Source organism: Planomonospora sp. ID91781, assembly GCF_015711595.1.
Taxonomy (GTDB): Bacteria; Actinomycetota; Actinomycetes; order Streptosporangiales; family Streptosporangiaceae; genus Planomonospora; species Planomonospora parontospora.
Genome location: NZ_JABTEY010000001.1, coordinates 3232888 through 3251890 on the forward strand (window position 1 = coordinate 3232888; position 19003 = coordinate 3251890).

The 19003-nt window shown below is 72.4% G+C and carries 17 protein-coding genes; 11 read left to right on the top strand and 6 right to left on the bottom strand.

Annotated elements, in window-relative coordinates:
• Nucleotides 1–21 precede the first annotated feature (21 nt).
• Nucleotides 22–1356 carry a S41 family peptidase gene (locus tag HS048_RS14715; protein WP_196467248.1) on the top strand — a complete coding sequence of 445 codons (1335 nt, stop codon included), beginning with the start codon at nt 22–24 and terminating at the stop codon, nt 1354–1356.
• Between the two features lie 64 nt (nt 1357–1420).
• Here the strand turns inward: HS048_RS14715 and HS048_RS14720 are convergent, their stop codons facing one another.
• From HS048_RS14720 to HS048_RS14730, 3 genes are all read right to left on the bottom strand, one after another.
• A complete protein-coding gene (locus HS048_RS14720; RefSeq protein WP_153054052.1) occupies nt 1421–1972 on the bottom strand; it encodes a GNAT family N-acetyltransferase in 552 nt (183 codons plus the stop codon).
• A 252-nt stretch (nt 1973–2224) separates the two neighbouring features.
• A complete protein-coding gene (locus tag HS048_RS14725; protein WP_068894207.1) occupies nt 2225–2671 on the bottom strand; it encodes an SAV_6107 family HEPN domain-containing protein in 447 nt (148 codons plus the stop codon).
• A gap of 326 nt (nt 2672–2997) precedes the next feature.
• Entirely contained in the window at nt 2998–3807 is an 810-nt protein-coding gene (locus tag HS048_RS14730; RefSeq protein WP_307832474.1) for a L,D-transpeptidase family protein, read from the bottom strand.
• 120 nt (nt 3808–3927) lie between these two features.
• On the opposite strand from HS048_RS14730, the gene HS048_RS14735 reads away from it, so the two are divergent.
• Together HS048_RS14735 and HS048_RS14740 are read left to right on the top strand one after the other, a co-directional pair.
• Nucleotides 3928–4404, top strand: coding sequence for a YbaK/EbsC family protein (locus HS048_RS14735; protein WP_068894206.1), 477 nt, complete (start codon nt 3928–3930; stop codon nt 4402–4404).
• A complete protein-coding gene (locus tag HS048_RS14740) occupies nt 4401–4760 on the top strand; it encodes an ArsC/Spx/MgsR family protein (RefSeq protein ID WP_191893173.1) in 360 nt (119 codons plus the stop codon). Before HS048_RS14735 ends, HS048_RS14740 begins: the two co-directional genes overlap by 4 nt.
• Before the next feature lie 268 nt (nt 4761–5028).
• Here the strand turns inward: HS048_RS14740 and HS048_RS14745 are convergent, their stop codons facing one another.
• The 3 genes from HS048_RS14745 to HS048_RS14755 all read right to left on the bottom strand — a co-directional run bounded on the left by HS048_RS14745 (nt 5029) and on the right by HS048_RS14755 (nt 8501).
• Nucleotides 5029–6216: a PP2C family protein-serine/threonine phosphatase gene (locus HS048_RS14745; protein WP_084007932.1), complete on the bottom strand. Its 1188-nt coding sequence runs from the start codon at nt 6214–6216 to the stop codon at nt 5029–5031.
• A 148-nt stretch (nt 6217–6364) separates the two neighbouring features.
• A complete protein-coding gene (locus tag HS048_RS14750) occupies nt 6365–6859 on the bottom strand; it encodes a transcriptional regulator (RefSeq protein ID WP_068894204.1) in 495 nt (164 codons plus the stop codon).
• Between the two features lie 397 nt (nt 6860–7256).
• Nucleotides 7257–8501 carry an arginine deiminase gene (locus HS048_RS14755; RefSeq protein WP_068894203.1) on the bottom strand — a complete coding sequence of 415 codons (1245 nt, stop codon included), beginning with the start codon at nt 8499–8501 and terminating at the stop codon, nt 7257–7259.
• A gap of 330 nt (nt 8502–8831) precedes the next feature.
• On the opposite strand from HS048_RS14755, the gene pyrR reads away from it, so the two are divergent.
• From pyrR to pyrF, 8 genes are all read left to right on the top strand, one after another.
• Entirely contained in the window at nt 8832–9413 is a 582-nt protein-coding gene (gene pyrR, locus HS048_RS14760; protein ID WP_068894202.1) for a bifunctional pyr operon transcriptional regulator/uracil phosphoribosyltransferase PyrR, read from the top strand.
• Complete coding sequence (locus tag HS048_RS14765; RefSeq protein ID WP_191893176.1) at nt 9410–10342, top strand: aspartate carbamoyltransferase catalytic subunit; 933 nt, start codon at nt 9410–9412, stop codon at nt 10340–10342. The genes pyrR and HS048_RS14765 overlap by 4 nt, the downstream gene beginning before the upstream one ends.
• A complete protein-coding gene (locus HS048_RS14770; protein WP_231647119.1) occupies nt 10339–11649 on the top strand; it encodes a dihydroorotase in 1311 nt (436 codons plus the stop codon). Before HS048_RS14765 ends, HS048_RS14770 begins: the two co-directional genes overlap by 4 nt.
• Before the next feature lie 117 nt (nt 11650–11766).
• Entirely contained in the window at nt 11767–12993 is a 1227-nt protein-coding gene (gene carA / locus HS048_RS14775) for a glutamine-hydrolyzing carbamoyl-phosphate synthase small subunit (protein WP_068894200.1), read from the top strand.
• Complete coding sequence (gene carB / locus HS048_RS14780) at nt 12986–16279, top strand: carbamoyl-phosphate synthase large subunit (protein ID WP_068894199.1); 3294 nt, start codon at nt 12986–12988, stop codon at nt 16277–16279. The genes carA and carB overlap by 8 nt, the downstream gene beginning before the upstream one ends.
• Nucleotides 16280–16294: 15 nt before the next feature.
• Nucleotides 16295–17170 carry a dihydroorotate dehydrogenase electron transfer subunit gene (locus HS048_RS14785; RefSeq protein ID WP_068894198.1) on the top strand — a complete coding sequence of 292 codons (876 nt, stop codon included), beginning with the start codon at nt 16295–16297 and terminating at the stop codon, nt 17168–17170.
• Nucleotides 17160–18134 (top strand): dihydroorotate dehydrogenase, encoded by a 975-nt coding sequence (locus HS048_RS14790; protein WP_196467249.1) that lies wholly within the window; start codon nt 17160–17162, stop codon nt 18132–18134. Before HS048_RS14785 ends, HS048_RS14790 begins: the two co-directional genes overlap by 11 nt.
• Entirely contained in the window at nt 18131–18844 is a 714-nt protein-coding gene (pyrF, locus tag HS048_RS14795; protein ID WP_068894196.1) for an orotidine-5'-phosphate decarboxylase, read from the top strand. The genes HS048_RS14790 and pyrF overlap by 4 nt, the downstream gene beginning before the upstream one ends.
• Nucleotides 18845–19003 lie beyond the last annotated feature (159 nt).

Below are 19003 nucleotides of genomic sequence, written 5' to 3' on the forward strand. Positions count from 1 at the left end.
CTTCCGGCCACGCTGGCGGCCATGATCAGAACTCTCTGCGCCGCCGTCCTGGTGACGGCCTGCACCGTGTCCGCCTCCGCCCCGGCTCCGCAGCCGGTCCCCGCCGGGAACGCCGGCTGCACCGCCGTCGCGGCGCCACCGCCGCAGTCACCGCCCCCGACCTCGGTGAACACGCTCCGGCAGGCGTACTTCTGCGTGCTGGACAACTACTACAGCGGCCCGGTCCTGGACTCCAGGACGCTGCTGAAGAGCGCCATGGCCGCCTACACCCAGAACCTGATCCGGCGCGGTGCCGACCGGGCCGACCTCGGGCTGCCCGCACTGACCGGTGACCGCGACACCGACTGGGCCGCTTTCGCGAAGGTCCTCGGCACCGGCGACCCCGCCGCGCTGCGTGCCGCGATCACCGGGATGGTCGCCGGACTCCAGGACAACCACGCCCGCTGGATCAACCCGCCCCCGCTGCAGCAGGGCGGGCCGACCGGGACGGGCATCGTGGGCGTGTCGGCCGAGCAGGGCCCGCAGCTCGACCCGGCGGCCCGGTCGCCGCTGTTCATCACCGAGGTCGTGCCCGGCAGCCCCGCCGCCGAGGCCGGCGTCAGACCCGGCGACATCATCCTCAAGGTCGACGGCATGCCGGTGTTCATCGGCGACACCGTGAACCAGGCCATCATCGGCGCCTTCGCCGCCGACCCGGTACGGCTCACGCTCAAGCGCCCCACGACGGGACGGACCCGCACCGTCGAGATCGGGCAGGGGCCCCTCACCCGGCGGCCTCCGGAGGTGACCTCCAAGAGGCTTCCCGGCGGCGTCGTCTACGTCCGGCTGCCCGGATTCCACGAAGGCGGCGCCGACCGGGTCATCGCCGAACTGCGGGACAGGCCGAATGCGGTGGTCCTGGACCTGCGCGGCAACGGCGGCGGGTCGCCCCGCGAGGTGACCCGGCTGCTCGGCGCGTTCGCGCAGGGCAAGGTCACCAGCCACTTCTGCCCGCTCAAGGGCGACTGCGTGCCCAACCGGACCGACGACAGCGTCCCGCTGCTCGGCTCGCGCCTGGTCGTCCTCACCGACCGCGGCTGCGCCTCGGCCTGCGACGACTTCAGCGCGGCGGTCAAGGGCAACGGCCTGGGCACCCTGGTCGGGACCCGCACCGCCGGGGCCGTCTCCGGTCCCGGCATGGGATACCTCCTCGACGACGGCAGCGTCCTGATCCTGCCCAAGGTCCGGCACCTCGGCCCCGCCCGGGAGATCATCGACACGATCGGCGTACCGGTCGACCACCACGCCCCGATGACCGCCCTCGATCTGGCCACCGGGCGCGATCCGGGCCTGGCCAAGGCGCTCGCGCTTCTCTGACGCGCCCGCCGCGGCGGGCGGACCGCGCCGGCTCCCGCCGCTCGTGACCGCGCCCTCCGTGGTGTCAGCCGGAGGGCAGCGGGAGCATGGCCCCGGCGATCGCGTAGCGCTCGTACCCGCCGGGGAAGACGAACGCGGTGAGCAGGTCCACGAACCCGATGTTCCGGTAGAGGTGCCGGGCCGCGGTGGGCAGGTCGCGGGTGGACAGCACGACCGTGCGTTCCGGCCGCCCCTCGCACACGTTCAGGACCAGGGCCCTGCCGACGCCCTTTCCCTGGTGGTCGGGGTGGACGTGGACCTCGGCGAGTTCCAGGGCGTCGCCCAGCCAGTCGCGCGCGCTGGTCTCGCCGCGCCGTTCGGCGACGGCCTGGTGGACCACGTCGTGCCACCACTGCCCCGGGACGCCGTGGAAACCGTAGGCGAGGCCGACCGGGGTGCCGTCGGCGAGCTCGGCGAACAGGCAGGTGAAACCGGGGTGGGCGGCGTGGTTGCCCATTATCGCCTTCCGGCCGGACAGCTGATCGACGGGAGGGGCCATCGCCGCCGTGTAGATGTCGAGGACGGAATCCAGCCGGGAGACGAACTCGTCGGGGCCGACTCGTCGCAGTCCGATCACCGTCGCACCCTAGCAGGGGCGATCCGGCCGGATTCGAGGAAAACGGCTGACGGGACGTTCGGGTTCTTTTACCTGGGGTCCGCGGACGGCCCCGGCCTACGGGCCGGGACGGACGCGGTCGCCGCTCCGGGACGGCAGACCCGCCGGACGGAGCCGCCCGGCTCCCGCCACGGCCCTCGCCGCCGTCCGGGAGTGTGCGGGGTCCGGGAGTGTGCAGGGTCCGGGAGCGCACAGGAAGGACACCCGGCGGGCCTACCCCGCCAGGGGGACGCGGCCCGGGAGAGCGGGCTGGATCGGCACGCCGAGCATCTCCTCGACCGCCACGACGAACCGCTCCGCCTCCGAGATCAGCTCCTCGGCGTCGCGGGCCGACACGGCGTGGGTCATCCCGGCCTCGATCGAGGCCCGCTTGGCGGCGCTCACCTCGAAATAGGGTGCCCAGTCGGCCAGCCTGGGCTCGGCCTCGGGGAGCAGCTCCCAGGCGCTGCGCAACCTGCGCCGGCGGCCGTCCATCGGCTTGGGGCGGGCGGCCAGGACGGCCGCCGCGGCCCGGAGCGCCGCCAGGTGCGCCGAGACATAGCGCATGGCCGAGGTGCGGGCGCTCGCCGCCTCCTCCAGGCAGTCGCGCGCGTCGGCCAGGCGCGCCCGCACCGTGGGCGACAACCGGGGCCCGGCGGGGCCGTCGAACCGTGGGGTCATGCTTCCGCCTCCTTGGTCGCAAGCGGCTCCCGGCAGTCTGGCCGGTGGTATCACGTTCGCAGACCCCACCGACAATTCCGCCGGGCGGCCGGACGAGGAGCTTCCCCTCTCCCCGTCCGTCCCGACCCGGCCCCGCCTCCGGCGGAGGCGGGGCCGGGTCGGCCGCCCTCAACGTGAGCCGCGAGTCCCACGTCACTACATCGAACATAAATTCGATCATCGATGCTGTCAAGTATGTCGACGAACAGAAGTTCGATCTCTCTGTGAAACGAAAAGCCCCGGGAGATCGAGATCTCCCGGGGCCCGCGTTCCGCGAACGGCCGCGGCTACCGGGCGAACCTGCCCCGGACGTGGACCGGCACCCCCGTGCCGAGCAGGCCGGGAAGGACCTCGGCCACGTGCATCGGCAGGCGCACGCACCCGTGCGAGGCCGGCGCCAGCGGAACCGAGAGCGCGCCGTGGAAGGCGATGCCGCCGTTGAAGAAGATCGGGTTGTACAACTGGCCCAGGTAGGACCGGTGCCAGCCGTCCCGGCGCCAGGTCGTCCTGTAGTCGCCCGTCGGCGTGCGGGCGTCGCCGCAGAACTTCTGCGTCCTGCCCTGCCAGGTGGCCGTCTCGCAGTAGGGGACCCCGCTGCCCGAGGAGGTGTGGCTGATCAGCTTCACCCGCCCGCCGACGTAGAGCACCATCACCTGGGTGGTGAGGTTCATCTCCACGCGCGTCGGCCTGCCCTTGGGCACCAGGACCCTGGGGGCCCGCGGGGTCTCCAGCGCGTCCCAGGTGCGCCGGGTGACGGCGCCCGCCGGCTTCAGGCCGTTGACCTTCTGGAACGCCCACACCGCGGCCTGGGTCGCCCCGCCGTACCGGCCGTCGATCCGGCCCGGGTGGTAGCCGAGCTCCCTCAGCCGGGTCTGCAGCACCTTGACCGCGGCCCCCTTGGCGCCGACCCTGAGCGTCTTGCCCGGCGCGGCGAAGGGGGCCGGCTCGGCCGCCGCCGTCTCCGCCGCGAACGAGGCCTCCACCGCGGTGACCGGAACCGCCGGCGCGGCGGACACCGCGTTCGCGGCGCCGGAGGAGGACAGGAGCACCGCTCCCGTCATGAGCGCGGCCACTCCGAGCCGCCGTCCAACCTCCACGTGACTTCATCCCCTCACACCGCTGGATAACCGGATCAACGGAACATAGCGCACCATCAGGATGCACCTTCGGCCGGTCATGAAGCGGTGACCGGCCGGCGATCTGTTTAGAGTGGCCGGGTGCCAGAAAAGTTGCATCCGAACATCGAGAAGGTCGCCGCCGCCCTGCGCGAGCACGGTGTCTCCGGAGAGATCGTCGTGTTCCCGCAGGCCACCCCCACCGCCGCGACCGCGGCCGCGCAACTCGGCTGCGAGGTCGGCGCCATCGCCAACAGCCTCGTCTTCGACGCCGACGGCGAGCCGCTCCTGGTGCTCACCAGCGGAGCCCACCGCGTCGACACCGGCCTGGTCGCCGAGACGATCGGCGCGGCCGAGGTACGGCGGGCCACACCGGAGCTGGTCCGCGCGGCCACCGGCCAGCCCATCGGCGGCGTCGCCCCGATCGGCCACCCGGCCCCGATCCGCACCCTGGTCGACACCTGGCTGAAGGCGCACGAGGTGGTCTGGGCCGCCGCCGGCCATCCGCACAGCGTCTTCCCCACCTCCTACGACGAGCTGCTCCGCATCACCGGCGGCGTCCCGGCGGAGGTCGCATGACCACCGTCTGGCACAACCCGCGCTGCTCCAAGAGCCGCTGCGCCCTCGACGCGTTCGCCGGCGTCGGCAGGGACGTGACCGTCCGCCGCTACCTGGACGACCCGCCCACGGTCGCGGAGCTCACCGAGGTCCTCGACCGGCTCGGCCTGCAGCCGTGGGACGTCACCCGGATGGGGGAGGCCCGGGCCCGGGAGCTCGGACTGGCGGAGCGGCCGCGCGACCGCGACGAGTGGATCGCCCTCCTGGCCGCCGATCCGGTCCTGATCCAGCGTCCCATCGTGCTCACCGACGACGGCCGCGCCGTGATCGCCCGCGACGAGGAAACCCTGAAGGCCCTCCTCGAGGACGGTTCCTAGCCGACCGGCCTCCGGCCGGGTCCAGTCTGCGGCCCGAACCCCGCGCGCCCGAGTCCAGGCCGGAGGCCGGAAACCACCAGACCTCAGCTGCGACGGCCTCCAGGACCACCGGCCCGCCTCCGTACGCACCAACACCGACCACCACGAACCACCGGCCAGCCGCACCACGAACCACCGAGCGAAAGAACCTGCCGAACCGTGCGAAGGGACCAGGCCGAATCACCGGGACCGGCCGCCGTACGGGGCCGGGGCTCGCGTGGACGGGGTGTCAGTCGGCGGTGTGGGCGGCGCGGTGCCGGAGGAGGAGCATGGCGGCGTCGTCGGCCAGCGGGCGGCCGACGTGGTGGAGGAGGTCGGCGCGGAGGGCGTCCAGGGCGAGCTGCGGGTCGGCGCCGTCCAGCAGATGGGCGCGGGAGTCCAGGGGGTAGAACCGGCCCGAGCGGTCCCGCGCCTCGATGACCCCGTCGGTGTAGAAGAGGACCTGGTGGCCGGGCGCGAACGGGATCTGGTACGGCGCCGGCTCCCCGGCCTTCAGCGCGCCCATCCCCAAGGGAAGCGCGTCCTCGGGCGGATCGGCGAACCAGTGGTCGCCCTCGGCGGTGAGCACCATGGGCGGCGGATGGCCGCAGTTCAGGACGGTGATGGAGGCGCCGCCGGTGATCTCGGCGAGCACGGCGGTGACGAACTGCTCACCGGACAGCTCCCGGCTCAGCGCGTTCTCCAGGCGGGACACCACGCCCTGGAGCTTGGACTCGTCGTAGGCGGCCTCCCGGAAGGCGCCGAGCACCACCGCGGCCGTCTCGACGGCCTCCAGCCCCTTGCCCTGGACGTCGCCCACGATGACCCGGACCCCGTGCGGGGTGGTGACCACCTCGTACAGGTCGCCGCCGATCCGGGCCTCGGCCGTGGCGGAGGTGTAGGAGACGGCGACGCCGATCCCCGGTCCGGCGCGGCGCGGCACCGGCCGGAGCAGGACCCGCTGGGCGGCCTCGGCCACCGAGCGGACGTCGGCGAGCCGCCGTTCGTGGCGGAGCCGCCCGGCGCTGGCCAGCACGCTGGCCATGGTCACGCCGAGGATGGCGATGACGGTGACGTTGGTGCGGGGCGTCCAGAGGATGTCGTTGTAGGCGCCGAGGGCCACGCCGAGCAGGAGGGCGATGACGCCGACCAGCGTGGTGCGGGCCAGGCCGCAGGCCACACTGGCGAAGGCGGGACCCAGGGCGAGCAGGGGGAGGAGACCGGTCGTCGGGCCCGTGCCGAAATCGATCGTGGCCACCACGGCCATCACGATGAACGGCAGCAGCTTCAGGACGGCGTGGGTCTTGCCGGTCTCGACGGAGGAGAGGAGCCTGACGAAGGCGCGGGCCCTGGTCGAGGAGAGGGAGGCGCGGAGAGAGGCGAGCCGGCTTTTCGGGCGTGACGGGGAGCGATCCTGGCGGTCGTCTCTCCTGAGCATCTCACCACGTCTCGTTAAACAGCGCGTTTGTTTTTTCCTACCACAGCGATGGACATCGGCGGCGGACTACACGCGAGGTTCAACGGAAGAACGTATCCGTGGCCGGATGGGTACGCCGGAACCGGCGCACCCATGAGACGGTCCGGAATCAGAAGGAGTCGACGGCCCGGCGTGCCTCGGGGTCCAGGACGCCCCAGTTGATGAGCTCCTCGGTGAGCTCGCTGGGGGACTTGTCGTAGATCACCGCGAGGGAGCGCAGGTCCTCCTGGCGGATGGACAGCACCTTGCCGTTGTAGTCACCACGCTGGCTCTGGATGGTCGCCGCGTAACGGGCGAGGGCACCGGCCTTCTCCTTGGGGAGCTGGGAGAGGCGCTCAAGGTCGATCACAAGCTTCGGCGTGGGTCCCAGCGGACTCGGGGCGGCGCCTCCGGGCAGCAACTCCGAGACGGGCACCCCGTAGAAATCCGCGAGCTCGGCAAGCTTCTGCACCGTGACAGCGCGGTCGCCACGCTCGTAGGAGCCGACGACGACCGCCTTCCAACGTCCACGGGACTTCTCTTCGACTCCGTGCAGGGACAATCCCTGCTGGGTGCGAATGGCGCGGAGTCGTGCACCCAGCGACTTGGCGTATTCAGACGGCATCGTGTGGCCCCCCGGCTCTCTAATGTACTGCTTTCACTTGATTGTGCTACCTCACGCCGTATGCTCCGGTCACCGGGTCGGCGCCCAGGGGTAGGTGCCTGCGATGACCGGAGAGTGAGGGTTCACCCGGTAACGTCACGACGTGTGGTTACGGACAGTGACGGTAAAGGGGCGGACGCCGAAGGTCAAGCTGATTGGAAAAAAGAGGTCGAATCCGGTCCGGCGGGTTCCGCCGTGAATGTCGTATTTGTTCCCTCTGTCGGGCCCCTGAATCCGCTCCGGGGTATCTGGGCCTCACCCTGCGTTCCGGGCGGGAGCGCCGGCGGCCGTACGGGGCGGTGGCGGCCGCGCCGGGGGAGGCGGCCGTCCGGGACGGCGGCGGGCAACGGACGGGCGGTCAGACGCCGTCGCGCTCGATCGGGCAGCTCATGCAGCGCGGACCCCCGCGCCCCCGGCCCAGCTCGCTGCCCCGGACGGTGATCACCTCGATGCCGGCCGCGCGCAGGTGGTTGTTGGTGGTGGTGTTGCGCTCGTAGGCCACGACCACGCCCGGCTCCAGCGCCAGCACGTTGCAGCCGTCGTCCCACTGCTCGCGCGCGGCGGCGTGCACGTCCTGGACGGCGGTCAGCACCCGGATGTCGTCCAGGCCCAGCGCGGCGGCGATCGCCCGGTGCATCTCCTCCGGCGGGTGGTCGGTGATCTTGAGTTCCTTGTCGTTGCCGCCCGGCTCGATCGTGTAGGACGGCAGCATGCCCAGCCCGGCGTACTTGGTGAACGTCCCCTCGTCGACCTGGGTCATCACCGTGTCCAGGTGCATGAACGCGCGCGCCTTCGGCATGTCTAGCGCCACGATCCGGCTCGCCGAGCCCTGGGCGAACAGGCTGCACGCGAGCATCTCGACGGCCTGCGGCTGGGTGCGCTCGCTCATCCCGACCAGGACCGCGCCGTGCCCGATGACCAGTACGTCGCCGCCCTCGATGGTGGCCGGCGCGGCGGCCATGCCGGGCATCCACACGTGGTATCCGCCCTGCCCGGGCCGGTCGTAGCCGCCGGCGAACAGCGGGTGGTGGCGGTAGACCGCCTCGTAGTTGACCGTCTCGCGGCGGCGGGCCTTCTTGCGCATCGCGTTGATCGAGACGCCGTCGTAGATCCAGCAGGAGGTGTCGCGGGTGAACAGGTGGTTGGGCAGCGGCGGCAGGACGAAGCCGTCCATCCCCAGCGTGTGGAAGGCGACGCTGCGGGGTTCGGGGGACAGCTCCAGGAACTCGCGCTTGGTCAGGCCGCCGGTGAGGTACGGCTGCAGCTGTGCCGGGTCCATCGCGTCGAGCGTGTTGCGGATGGCGTCGGTGGCCAGCGGCCCGAACCAGCGGGGGTCCACGATGCCGTCGAGGATGTGCCTGCGCGCCTCGGGGACGGCGACCGTCTCGCGCAGCAGGTCCGACAGCAGGTGCACCGTGACGCCCCGGTCCCGCAGGACCCGCTGCCACTCCTCGTGCTCCTCCACCGCGCGCTGCACCCACAGCACGTCGTCGAAGAGGAACTCGTCCTTGTTGGCGGGGGTCAGCCGCTTCAGCGCCAGGTCCGGCTCGTGCAGGACGACCTGCCTGAGCCGGCCCACCTCGGAGCCGACGTGAAAGGCCATGGCAGTCTCCTCGGTCGCCGTGGGACGGTCCGCGGGAGGGCGGTGCCGAGTGGGATTCCCGGGCGGGGAGGGACGAAACCCGGTCTCTCCGGTGAGGCGGGGGACGGCTGTGGAGCACGCGCCTCGCCGCCGCTCCCGGCCGCGGGGTGGGCCGGAACGCCCCTCACGAGGCCGGCCGGAGGCCATCCAGGTGAATAGTCATCTTGATCAGGTTTTGTTGCTATTAGTGCAATAAACGCCCGATTCTGAGCGGCCGTCCTCCTGCTGATACCTTGAGGACGTCGACTTCCTTTAAGACCCGTCCCGTGAGGCGGGAAAGGTGGTGTTCTCTTGACCGACGCCGTTTCGCGTGCCCGCGATCAGATCCGCGGCCCCGCGCACGCCGTCCTCGAAGGCCCCGACATCAACCGGGCGCTGATCCGCATCTCCCACGAGATCCTCGAACGCACCAAGGGCGGCGAGGACGTCGTCCTGCTCGGGATCCCCACGCGCGGCGTCCACCTGGCCCGCCGCCTGGCCGAGCACATCCGGCAGTTCGAGGGCCGCGCCGTCCCGGTCGGCTCCCTCGACATCACGATGTACCGCGACGACCTGCGCACCAAGCCCGCCCGGCCGCTCGGGCGCACCGACCTGCCGGCCGACGGGGTCGACGACAGGACGGTCGTCCTGGTCGACGACGTGCTCTACTCCGGACGCACCGTCCGCGCCGCGCTCGACGCGCTGGGCGACCTGGGCCGCCCGCGGGCCGTGCAGCTCGCCGCGCTGGTGGACCGCGGCCACCGGGAGCTGCCCATCCGCGCCGACTACGTGGGCAAGAACCTCCCCACCTCCAAGAGCGAGATCGTCAAGGTCTACCTGGAGGAGAACGACGGCCGGGACGCGGTCGTGCTGCTGAAGGAGGGCGACAAGTGAGGCGGCACCTCATCTCGGCGGCGGACCTGAGCCGCGACGACGCCCTGCTGATCCTGGACACCGCCGACGAGCTGGCGAAGATCTCCGAGCGCTCCATCAAGAAGCTGCCGACCCTGCGCGGCCGCACGGTGGTGAACCTCTTCTTCGAGGACTCCACCCGGACCCGGATCTCGTTCGAGGCCGCGGCCAAGCGCCTGTCCGCGGACGTGATCAACTTCTCCGCCAAGGGCTCCAGCGTCTCCAAGGGCGAGTCGCTCAAGGACACCGCGCTGACCCTGGAGGCGATGGGCGCCGACGCCGTGGTCATCCGGCACGGCGCCTCCGGCGCGCCGCACCGGCTGGCCGGCTGGGTGCGCGGCAGCGTGGTCAACGCCGGCGACGGCACGCACGAGCACCCCACGCAGGCCCTGCTCGACGCCTTCACGATGCGCCGCCGGCTGGGCTCGCTGGACGGCAGGAGGGTCACGATCGTCGGCGACGTGCTGCACAGCAGGGTGGCCCGCTCCAACGTGCTGCTGCTGGCCACCCTCGGCGCCGAGGTGACGCTGGTGGCCCCGCCGACCCTGCTCCCGGTGAGCGTCGGCTCCTGGCCGTGCGCGGTCTCCTACGACCTCGACGCCGTGCTGCCCAAGTCCGACGTGGTGATGATGCTGCGCGTGCAGCGCGAGCGGATGAACGCGGCCTTCTTCCCCACCGAGCGGGAGTACAGCCGCCGCTACGGCCTCGACCGCGACCGCGTCGCGAAGATGCACGACGACGCCATCGTGATGCACCCCGGGCCGATGAACCGGGGCATGGAGATCGCGGCGGAGGTGGCCGACTCGCCGCGCTCGACGATCGTCGAGCAGGTCGCCAACGGGGTGACCACCCGCATGGCCGTTCTGTACCTGCTGCTCGGCGGCGCCAACCTCGGGGGAGAAGACCAGTGAGCGCGAAGACCAGTGTGACCACCGTCATCAAGGGCGCCCGGATCCTCGGCGGCGAGCCCGCCGACATCCTGATCGACGGCGGCGTCATCGCCGCGGTCGGACCGGACCTGGCCGGCGACGAGACCGTCGAGGCGGCGGGCCTGGTCGCCCTGCCCGGCCTGGTGGACCTGCACACCCACCTGCGCGAGCCCGGCCGGGAGGACGCCGAGACCGTCGAGAGCGGCACCCGCGCCGCGGCCCTCGGCGGTTTCACCGCCGTGCACGCCATGGCCAACACCTCCCCGGTCGCCGACACCGCGGGCGTCGTCGAGCAGGTCTGGCGGCTGGGCCTGGCGGCCGGCCACTGCGACGTGCAGCCGGTCGGCGCGGTCACCGAGGGCCTCGGCGGCGAGCGGCTGGCCGAGCTCGGCGCGATGGCCGACTCCGCGGCCCGCGTCCGGGTCTTCTCCGACGACGGCAAGTGCGTCTCCGACGCGGTGCTCATGCGCCGCGCCCTGGAGTACGTCAAGGCCTTCGACGGCGTGGTCGCCCAGCACGCCCAGGAGCCGCGCCTGACCGCCGGCGCGCAGATGAACGAGGGCGCGGTCTCCGGCAGGCTCGGCCTGACCGGCTGGCCCGCGGTCGCCGAGGAGGCGATCATCGCCCGCGACTGCCTGCTCGCCGCGCACGTCGGCTCCCGCCTGCACGTCTGCCACGTCTCCACGGCGGGCTCGGTGGAGATCATCCGCTGGGCCAAGTCCAAGGGGTGGAACGTCACCGCCGAGGTGACCCCGCACCACCTGCTGCTCACCGACGACCTCGTCGAGGACTCGCCGGTCGGCGCCTACAACCCGATCTACAAGGTGAACCCGCCGCTGCGCACCCGCGCCGACGTCGAGGCGCTGCGCGCGGCCCTGGCCGACGGCACGATCGACGTCGTGGCCACCGACCACGCCCCCCACCCGGTCGAGGACAAGGAGACCGAGTGGGCCGCCGCGGCGATGGGCATGATCGGCCTGGAGACGGCGCTGGCGGTGGTCCAGGAGGCCATGGTGGAGACCGGCCTGCTCGACTGGGCCGGCGTGGCCGAGCGCATGTCGTACGCCCCGGCCAGGATCGGCCGCCTGTCCGGGCACGGCCGGCCGCTGGAGGCCGGCTCCCCGGCCAACATCACCCTCTACGACCCCTCCGTGCGCGGGCGGGTGGATCCGTCCTCCTACGCGTCCAAGAGCCGCAACACCCCCTACGAGGGGCGGTCCCTGCCCGGCCGGGTCGTGGCCACCTTCCTGCGGGGCCGCCCGACCGTCCTCGACGGCAAGCTCGCGTGACGGCCGCGCCCGCCCGCGCGGTGCCAGCGGGCGTCCCACATCGTGGAGACGTCCTCCGCCCATGCGCCGGATATTTCATACTTTCAGAAGTAATGACCGAGATGAGTGGGATGTTCTGTGAGTGAGCGAAGCGAGCGGACCGGCGGCCGCCCGGCGGACGGCGGGACCGGGACCGCGGTTCTCGTGCTGGAGGACGGGCGCGTCTTCCACGGAACCCCGTACGGAGCCGAGGGCGAGACCTTCGGCGAGATGGTCTTCAACACCGGGATGACCGGTTACCAGGAGACCCTCACCGACCCCTCCTACCACCGCCAGATCGTCGCGATGACCGCGCCGCACATCGGCAACACCGGCGTCAACGACGCCGACCCCGAGTCGTCCCGCGTCTGGGTGGCGGGCTACGTGGTCCGCGAGCCCGCCCGGGTGCACTCCAGCTGGCGCGCCACCCGCTCCCTGGACGACTACCTCGCCGACTCCGGCGTCGTCGGGATCGCGATCCCCGGCACCCGCGCGCTCACCCGCCACCTGCGCGAGCGCGGCGCCATGCGCGCCGGGATCTTCTCCGGCGGAGCCGTGGCCCCGGTCGAGGAGCTCCTGGAGCGGGTCCGGCTCAGCCCCTCGATGGAGGGCGCCGACCTGGCCGAGCAGGTCTCCACCGCCGAGCCGTACGTCGTGCCCGCCCGCGGCGCCAAGAAGTACACCGTGGCGGCCGTGGACCTGGGCATCAAGTCCATGACCCCGCAGCGGATGGCCGAGCGCGGCTGCGAGGTGCACGTCCTGCCCGCCACGGCCACCGCCGCCGACATCCTCGCGCTCGACCCCGACGGGGTGTTCTTCTCCAACGGCCCCGGCGACCCGGCCACGGCCGACGGCCCCGTCGAGGCGCTGCGCGGCGTGCTGGACGCGGGCCGGCCGTTCTTCGGCATCTGCTTCGGCAACCAGATCTTCGGCCGCGCGCTGGGCCTGGGCACCTACAAGCTGCGCTACGGGCACCGCGGGGTCAACCAGCCGGTCCAGGACCGGCGCACCGGCAAGGTGGAGATCTCCGCGCACAACCACGGCTTCGCCGTGCAGGCCCCGCTGGACGGCGCCTTCGACACGCCGTACGGCCCGGCGGAGGTCAGCCACGTCAACCTCAACGACGACTGCGTCGAAGGACTGCGGCTGGTCGACCGGCCCGCCTTCAGCGTCCAGTACCACCCCGAGGCCGCGGCCGGCCCGCACGACTCCGCAGGGCTCTTCGACCAGTTCTGCGCTCTGATGGAGCGGTCGAGGGGACGAGCGGGCGCAGCGGGCGAGGAGCCGGGCGCGACCATGAGCACGGAGACGAAGAAGAATGCCTAAGCGCACGGACATCCAGTCGGTCATGGTGATCGGCTCCGGGCCGATCGTGATCGGGCAGGCCTGCGAGTTCGACTACTCCGGCACCCAGGCGTGCCGCGTGCTGCGCGCCGAGGGCTTCCGCGTGATCCTCGTCAACAGCAACCCCGCGACCATCATGACGGACCCGGAGTTCGCCGACGCCACCTACGTCGAGCCGATCACCCCCGAGTTCGTCGAGAAGATCATCGCCAAGGAGCGCCCCGACGCGCTGCTGCCCACCCTGGGCGGCCAGACGGCGCTCAACACCGCGATCGCCCTGCACGAGGCGGGCGTGCTCGCCAAGTACGAGGTCGAGCTCATCGGCGCCGACGTGGACGCGATCCAGGCCGGCGAGAACCGCGAGAAGTTCAAGGAGATCGTCGCCAAGGTCGCCGCCGAGCGCGGCCTCAACGCCGAGTCGGCCCGCTCGGTCGTCTGCCACACCATGGACGAGTGCCTGGCCGCGGCCGGCGGGCTCGGCTACCCGCTGGTCGTGCGGCCCTCCTTCACCATGGGCGGCGTGGGCTCCGGCTTCGCGCACGACGAGGCGGACCTGCGCCGCATCGCCGGCGCGGGCCTGGACGCCTCGCCGACCACCGAGGTGCTCCTGGAGGAGTCCATCCTCGGCTGGAAGGAGTACGAGCTGGAGGTCATGCGCGACCGGGCCGACAACGTCGTCATCGTCTGCTCCATCGAGAACATCGACCCGATGGGCGTGCACACCGGCGACAGCGTCACCGTGGCCCCCGCGCTGACGCTGACCGACCGCGAGTACCAGAACATGCGCGACGTCGCCATCGCGGTCATCCGCGAGGTCGGCGTGGACACCGGCGGCTGCAACATCCAGTTCGCGGTCGACCCGAAGACCGGCCGCATGGTCGTCATCGAGATGAACCCGCGCGTGTCGCGCTCCTCGGCGCTGGCGTCGAAGGCCACCGGCTTCCCGATCGCCAAGATCGCGGCCAAGCTCGCCGTCGGCTACACCCTCGACGAGATCCCCAACGACATCACCCGCGAGACCCCGGCGTCGTTCGAGCCGACGCTCGACTACATCGTGGTGAAGGTGCCGCGCTTCGCCTTCGAGAAGTTCGCCGGGGCCGACCAGACGCTGACCACCCACATGAAGTCGGTCGGCGAGGCCATGGCCATCGGCCGATCCTTCCCCGAGGCGCTGCAGAAGGCGCTGCGCTCGCTGGAGAAGAAGGGCGCCCCCTTCTCCTGGACCGGCGAGCCGGGCGACAAGGACGAGCTGCTGGCCGCCTGCCGCACCCCGCACGACGGCCGCCTGACCACCATGCAGCAGGCCATCCGGGCCGGGGCCACGGCCGGGGAGCTCTTCGAGGCCACCGCCGTCGACCCGTGGTTCATCGACCAGCTGCTGGCGATCGACGAGGTCGCCGCCGAGCTGCGCGAGGCCTCCCAGCTCGACGCCGCCGCGCTGACCAGGGCCAAGCGGTACGGCTTCTCCGACGCGCAGATCGCCGGGATCCGCGGCCTGGACGAGGCGCGGGTGCGCGACCTGCGCCACGCGCTCGGCGTCCGCCCGGTCTACAACACGGTGGACACCTGCGCCGCCGAGTTCGCCGCCCGCACGCCGTACCTCTACTCCACCTACGACGAGGAGACCGAGGTCCCGTACGGCGACCGCCCGAAGGTCCTCATCCTCGGCTCCGGCCCCAACCGGATCGGCCAGGGCATCGAGTTCGACTACGCGTGCGTGCACGCGTCCTTCGAGCTGTCGCGGGCCGGTTACGAGACCGTCATGGTCAACTGCAACCCCGAGACCGTCTCCACCGACTACGACACCTCCGACCGGCTCTACTTCGAGCCGCTCACCCTGGAGGACGTGCTGGAGGTGGTCCACGCCGAGCAGCAGACGGGCCCGGTCGCCGGCGTCATCGTCCAGCTCGGCGGGCAGACCCCGCTCGGGCTGGCGCAGGCGCTCAAGGACGCGGGCGTGCCGATCGTCGGCACCTCGCCGGAGTCCATCCACCTGGCCGAGGAGCGCGGCGCGTTCGGCCGCGTGCTCGCCGAGGCCGGGCTCCCGGCGCCCAAGCACGGCACCGCGGTGACCGAGGCCGAGGCGCTGGAGATCGCCGCGGAGATCGGCTACCCGGTCCTGGTGCGGCCGAGCTACGTGCTGGGCGGCGCCGGCATGGCCATCGTCTACGACGACGCCACCCTGGTCACCTACATGGCCAAGGCGGGCGCCGCCAGCGACCACCCGGTGCTGGTGGACAAGTTCCTGGACGAGGCCGTCGAGATCGACGTGGACGCGCTCTTCGACGGCGAGGAGCTGTACCTCGGCGGCGTGATGGAGCACATCGAGGAGGCCGGCATCCACTCCGGCGACTCGGCCTGCTCGCTGCCCCCGATGACGCTCGGCAGCTTCGACATCAAGCGCATCCGTGCCGCCACCGAGGCGATCGCCCGGGGGGTGGGCGTGCGCGGCCTGCTCAACGTCCAGTACGCCATGTCGGCGGGCATCCTGTACGTGCTGGAGGCCAACCCGCGCGCCAGCCGTACCGTGCCGTTCGTCTCCAAGGCCACGGCGGTGCCGCTGGCCAAGGCCGCGGCCCGGGTGATGATGGGCGCGACGGTGGCGCAGCTGCGCGCCGAGGGCATGCTCCCGGCCGAGGGCGACGGCGGCACGATGCCGCTGGACGCGCCGATCGCGGTCAAGGAGGCGGTGCTGCCGTTCAACCGGTTCCGGGGCGTGGACACCATCCTGGGCCCGGAGATGCGCTCCACCGGCGAGGTCATGGGCATCGACGCGTTCTTCGGCACGGCCTACGCCAAGTCGCAGGCCGCCGCCTACGGCTCGCTGCCGACCAAGGGGCGGGCCTTCGTCTCGGTCGCGAACCGGGACAAGCGGGCCATGATCTTCCCGGTGAAGGCCCTGGCGGACCTCGGCTTCGAGATCCTGGCCACCGAGGGAACCGCGGAGGTGCTGCGCCGCAACGGCGTCCATGCCAAGATCGTGCGCAAGCAGAGCGACGGACCCGGTCCCGACGGCGAGCCGACGATCGGCCGGCGGATCCTGGACGGCGAGGTGGATCTCATCGTGAACACGCCCTTCGGCAGCCCCGGCCAGTCCGGGCCCCGGCTGGACGGCTACGAGATCCGCACCGCGGCCGTGCTGCGGGGCGTGCCCTGCATCACGACCGTCCAGGGACTGGCCGCCGCCGTTCAGGGCGTTCAGGCCGTCGTCCGCGGCGACATCGGCGTACGGTCCCTTCAGGAGCACGCCCAGAGACTGCGGGGATGATGCCCTGAGCGGGAGGTGAGGGAGACGCCTGTCACTCCGGTACAGGTCACGGGCACGGTGCTGACGACGCGCCGGGTCGACGCCTACCATGCGCTGACCGTGGTCGCGCCCGGCATCGTCGAGCGGTTCCGCCCCGGCCACTTCGTGGCGGTGGCCGTCGGCGGGCCGGGGACGTCGATGCTGACGCGCCGTGCCTTCTCCGTCCACGACGTCAAGCCCGACTACGGCGGCACGGTGGAGTTCGTCTTCACCGCGGGCGGTCCGGGCACGGCCTGGCTCGCCGAGCGCCGCGCCCGCGACACCCTGGACCTGGTGGGTCCGCTCGGCCGGCCCTTCCCGCTGCCCCGGGACCCGGTGACCTGCGTCCTGGTCGGCGGCGAGTACGGCTCCGCGATGCTCTTCGCGGTCGCCGACGCCCTCCAGCGGCGCGGCTGCCGGGTGGACTTCGTGCTCGGCGCGGCCTCGGCCGACCGGGTCTTCGGCGCGCTGCGCGCCCGCCGGATGGGGGAGACGACCACGCTGACCACCGAGGACGGGTCGCTGGGCATGCGCGGCCGGGTGACCGACGTGCTGCCCGGGGTGATCGCCGACGTCCGCGCCGACGCGGTCTACGCCTGCGGCCCCATGGAGATGCTGCGCGGGGTGACCGCCGTGGCGGTCGAGTTCGACATCCCGGTCCAGGTGGCCGTGGAGGAGCGGATGGCCTGCGGGATCGGCGTGTGCATGACGTGCGTGCTCCCGGTCATCGGCGACGACGGCGTCACCCGGATGGTCCGCTCCTGCGTCGAGGGCCCGGTCTTCCGGGGCGAGCGCGTCCGCTTCGACGACGTGGGAACGATCCCGTTCGACGCGCTCGGAGCGCCCGGCGGAGGCACACGGCATGCCGGTTGACATGCGGACCTACCTCGGGCACGTGGAACTGGCCAACCCGATCACCACCGCCGCCGGGTGCGCGGCCTCCGGCGCCGAGCTGGCCCAGTTCTTCGACCTGGGCAGGCTCGGCGCGGTGACCACCCGGTCGATCACGATGGCGCCCAGGGCGGGCCGCCCGACCCCCCGGATGGCGGAGACGCCCTCGGGCCTGCTGGCCGCCGTGGGGCTGCAGGGACCCGGCGTGGACGCGTTCCTGGCGCGGGAGCTGCCCTGGCTGGCCCAGCGCAACGTCAGGACCGTGGTGTCCATCGGCGGCGGCACCGTCGCCGAGTACACCGCGCTGGCCCGCAGGCTCACCGACGCGCCCGGCGTGACCGCCGTGGAGGTCAACCTGTCGTGCCCCAACATCGAGGACCGCGGGCGGGTCTTCGCCCTCGACGGCGCCGCCTCCGCGGAGGTGGTCGCCTCGGTGCGCTCGGTGATGCGCTACGACGTGCCGGTGGTGGCCAAGCTCTCCCCGGACGCGCTGGACGTGGTGAGCGTCGCCCGCGCGTGCGTGGACGGGGGCGCCGACGCGCTGTCCATGATCAACAATCCGCTCGGCATGAGCATCGACACCGACGCCATGCGCCCCTCGCTCGCCGCCGTCACCGGGGGCCTGTCGGGGCCGGCGATCCGGCCGCTGGCCGTACGATGCGTCTGGCAGGTCCACGCGGCGCTGCCCGGCGTGCCCATCATCGGCATGGGCGGCGTGCTGACCGGCCGGGACGCCTTCGAGTTCGTCCTGGCCGGCGCCTGCGTCGTCGCGGTGGGCACCGCGCTGTTCCACGACCCCTACGCCGGCCTGCGCGTCCTGCGCGAGCTGGAGGAGATCCTGGCGGCGCGGGGGTTCCACCGGCTGGCCGACGCGGTCGGACTGGCCCACCGCCCGCCGGGGGCGACCACCCGGCACCGTACGGACTTCGAGGAGAGCCCGCTGTGATCCCCGCCCCCATCGCCGTCGCCCTGGACGCGCCCGACCTGGAGACCGCGGCCCGCTGGGCGAGCCTGGTGACCCCGCACGTCAGCACCGTCAAGATCGGGCTGGAGCTCTACCTCCGCTACGGGCCGGACGTCATCGCCTCGGTCCGGGGGGCGAGCGGGGTGCAGGTCTTCCTCGACCTGAAGCTGCACGACATCCCGAACACGGTGGCGGGCGCGGCGCGGTCGGTGGCGCGGCTCAAGCCCGCGATCCTGACCGTCCACGCGGCGGGAGGGGCCGCGATGGTCCGCGCGGCGGTCGAGGCCGCCCCCGCGGCGCGCATCGCGGCCGTGACGGTGCTCACGTCGCTCTCAGAGGCCGATCTTGAGCGGGCCGGTATCTCGGGACCCCCCGACGACGCCGTGCGCCGCCTGGCGGTCCTGGCCGTCGGGGCGGGCGCGCAGGCGCTGGTGTGCTCCCCCCGGGAGGTGGCCGCGGTGCGGGCCGAGGTCGGGCCGGACATCACGCTCATCACCCCGGGCGTGCGCCCCGCGGGGGCCGACACCCAGGACCAGGCGAGGGTGGCCACCCCCGAGCGGGCGCTCGCCGACGGCGCCGACCTCCTCGTGATCGGCCGTCCGATCACCGGTTCGGCGGACCCCGGCGCCGCGGCCGCCGGCATCGCCGCGGCGCTCCGGAAGGCCTCCCCCACCGCCGGCCGGGACATGTGATCTTCGTCGCGGAAAACCCCGGGCCGGGCGTCGTTTGACCGACGGTGAGCTATGTCTCTACTACTCAGGGTGAAGAACCGGGCTTTCTGGGCGCAGAAACCGGGGTTGACGTTGCTTGGATCGCGATGACCAGCTAGTTTCCCTTCCCGTCCGAGTACA

Excerpts from the sequence above, each read along its gene's own strand:
- carB (WP_068894199.1), top strand. The coding sequence starts at position 12,986 with ATGCCTAAGCGCACGGACATCCAGTCGGTCATGGTGATCGGCTCCGGG.
- HS048_RS14725 (WP_068894207.1), bottom strand. The coding sequence starts at position 2,671 with ATGACCCCACGGTTCGACGGCCCCGCCGGGCCCCGGTTGTCGCCCACG.
- HS048_RS14755 (WP_068894203.1), bottom strand. The coding sequence starts at position 8,501 with ATGGCCTTTCACGTCGGCTCCGAGGTGGGCCGGCTCAGGCAGGTCGTC.
- HS048_RS14750 (WP_068894204.1), bottom strand. The coding sequence starts at position 6,859 with ATGCCGTCTGAATACGCCAAGTCGCTGGGTGCACGACTCCGCGCCATT.
- HS048_RS14740 (WP_191893173.1), top strand. The coding sequence starts at position 4,401 with ATGACCACCGTCTGGCACAACCCGCGCTGCTCCAAGAGCCGCTGCGCC.
- HS048_RS14745 (WP_084007932.1), bottom strand. The coding sequence starts at position 6,216 with ATGCTCAGGAGAGACGACCGCCAGGATCGCTCCCCGTCACGCCCGAAA.
- HS048_RS14715 (WP_196467248.1), top strand. The coding sequence starts at position 22 with ATGATCAGAACTCTCTGCGCCGCCGTCCTGGTGACGGCCTGCACCGTG.
- HS048_RS14790 (WP_196467249.1), top strand. The coding sequence starts at position 17,160 with ATGCCGGTTGACATGCGGACCTACCTCGGGCACGTGGAACTGGCCAAC.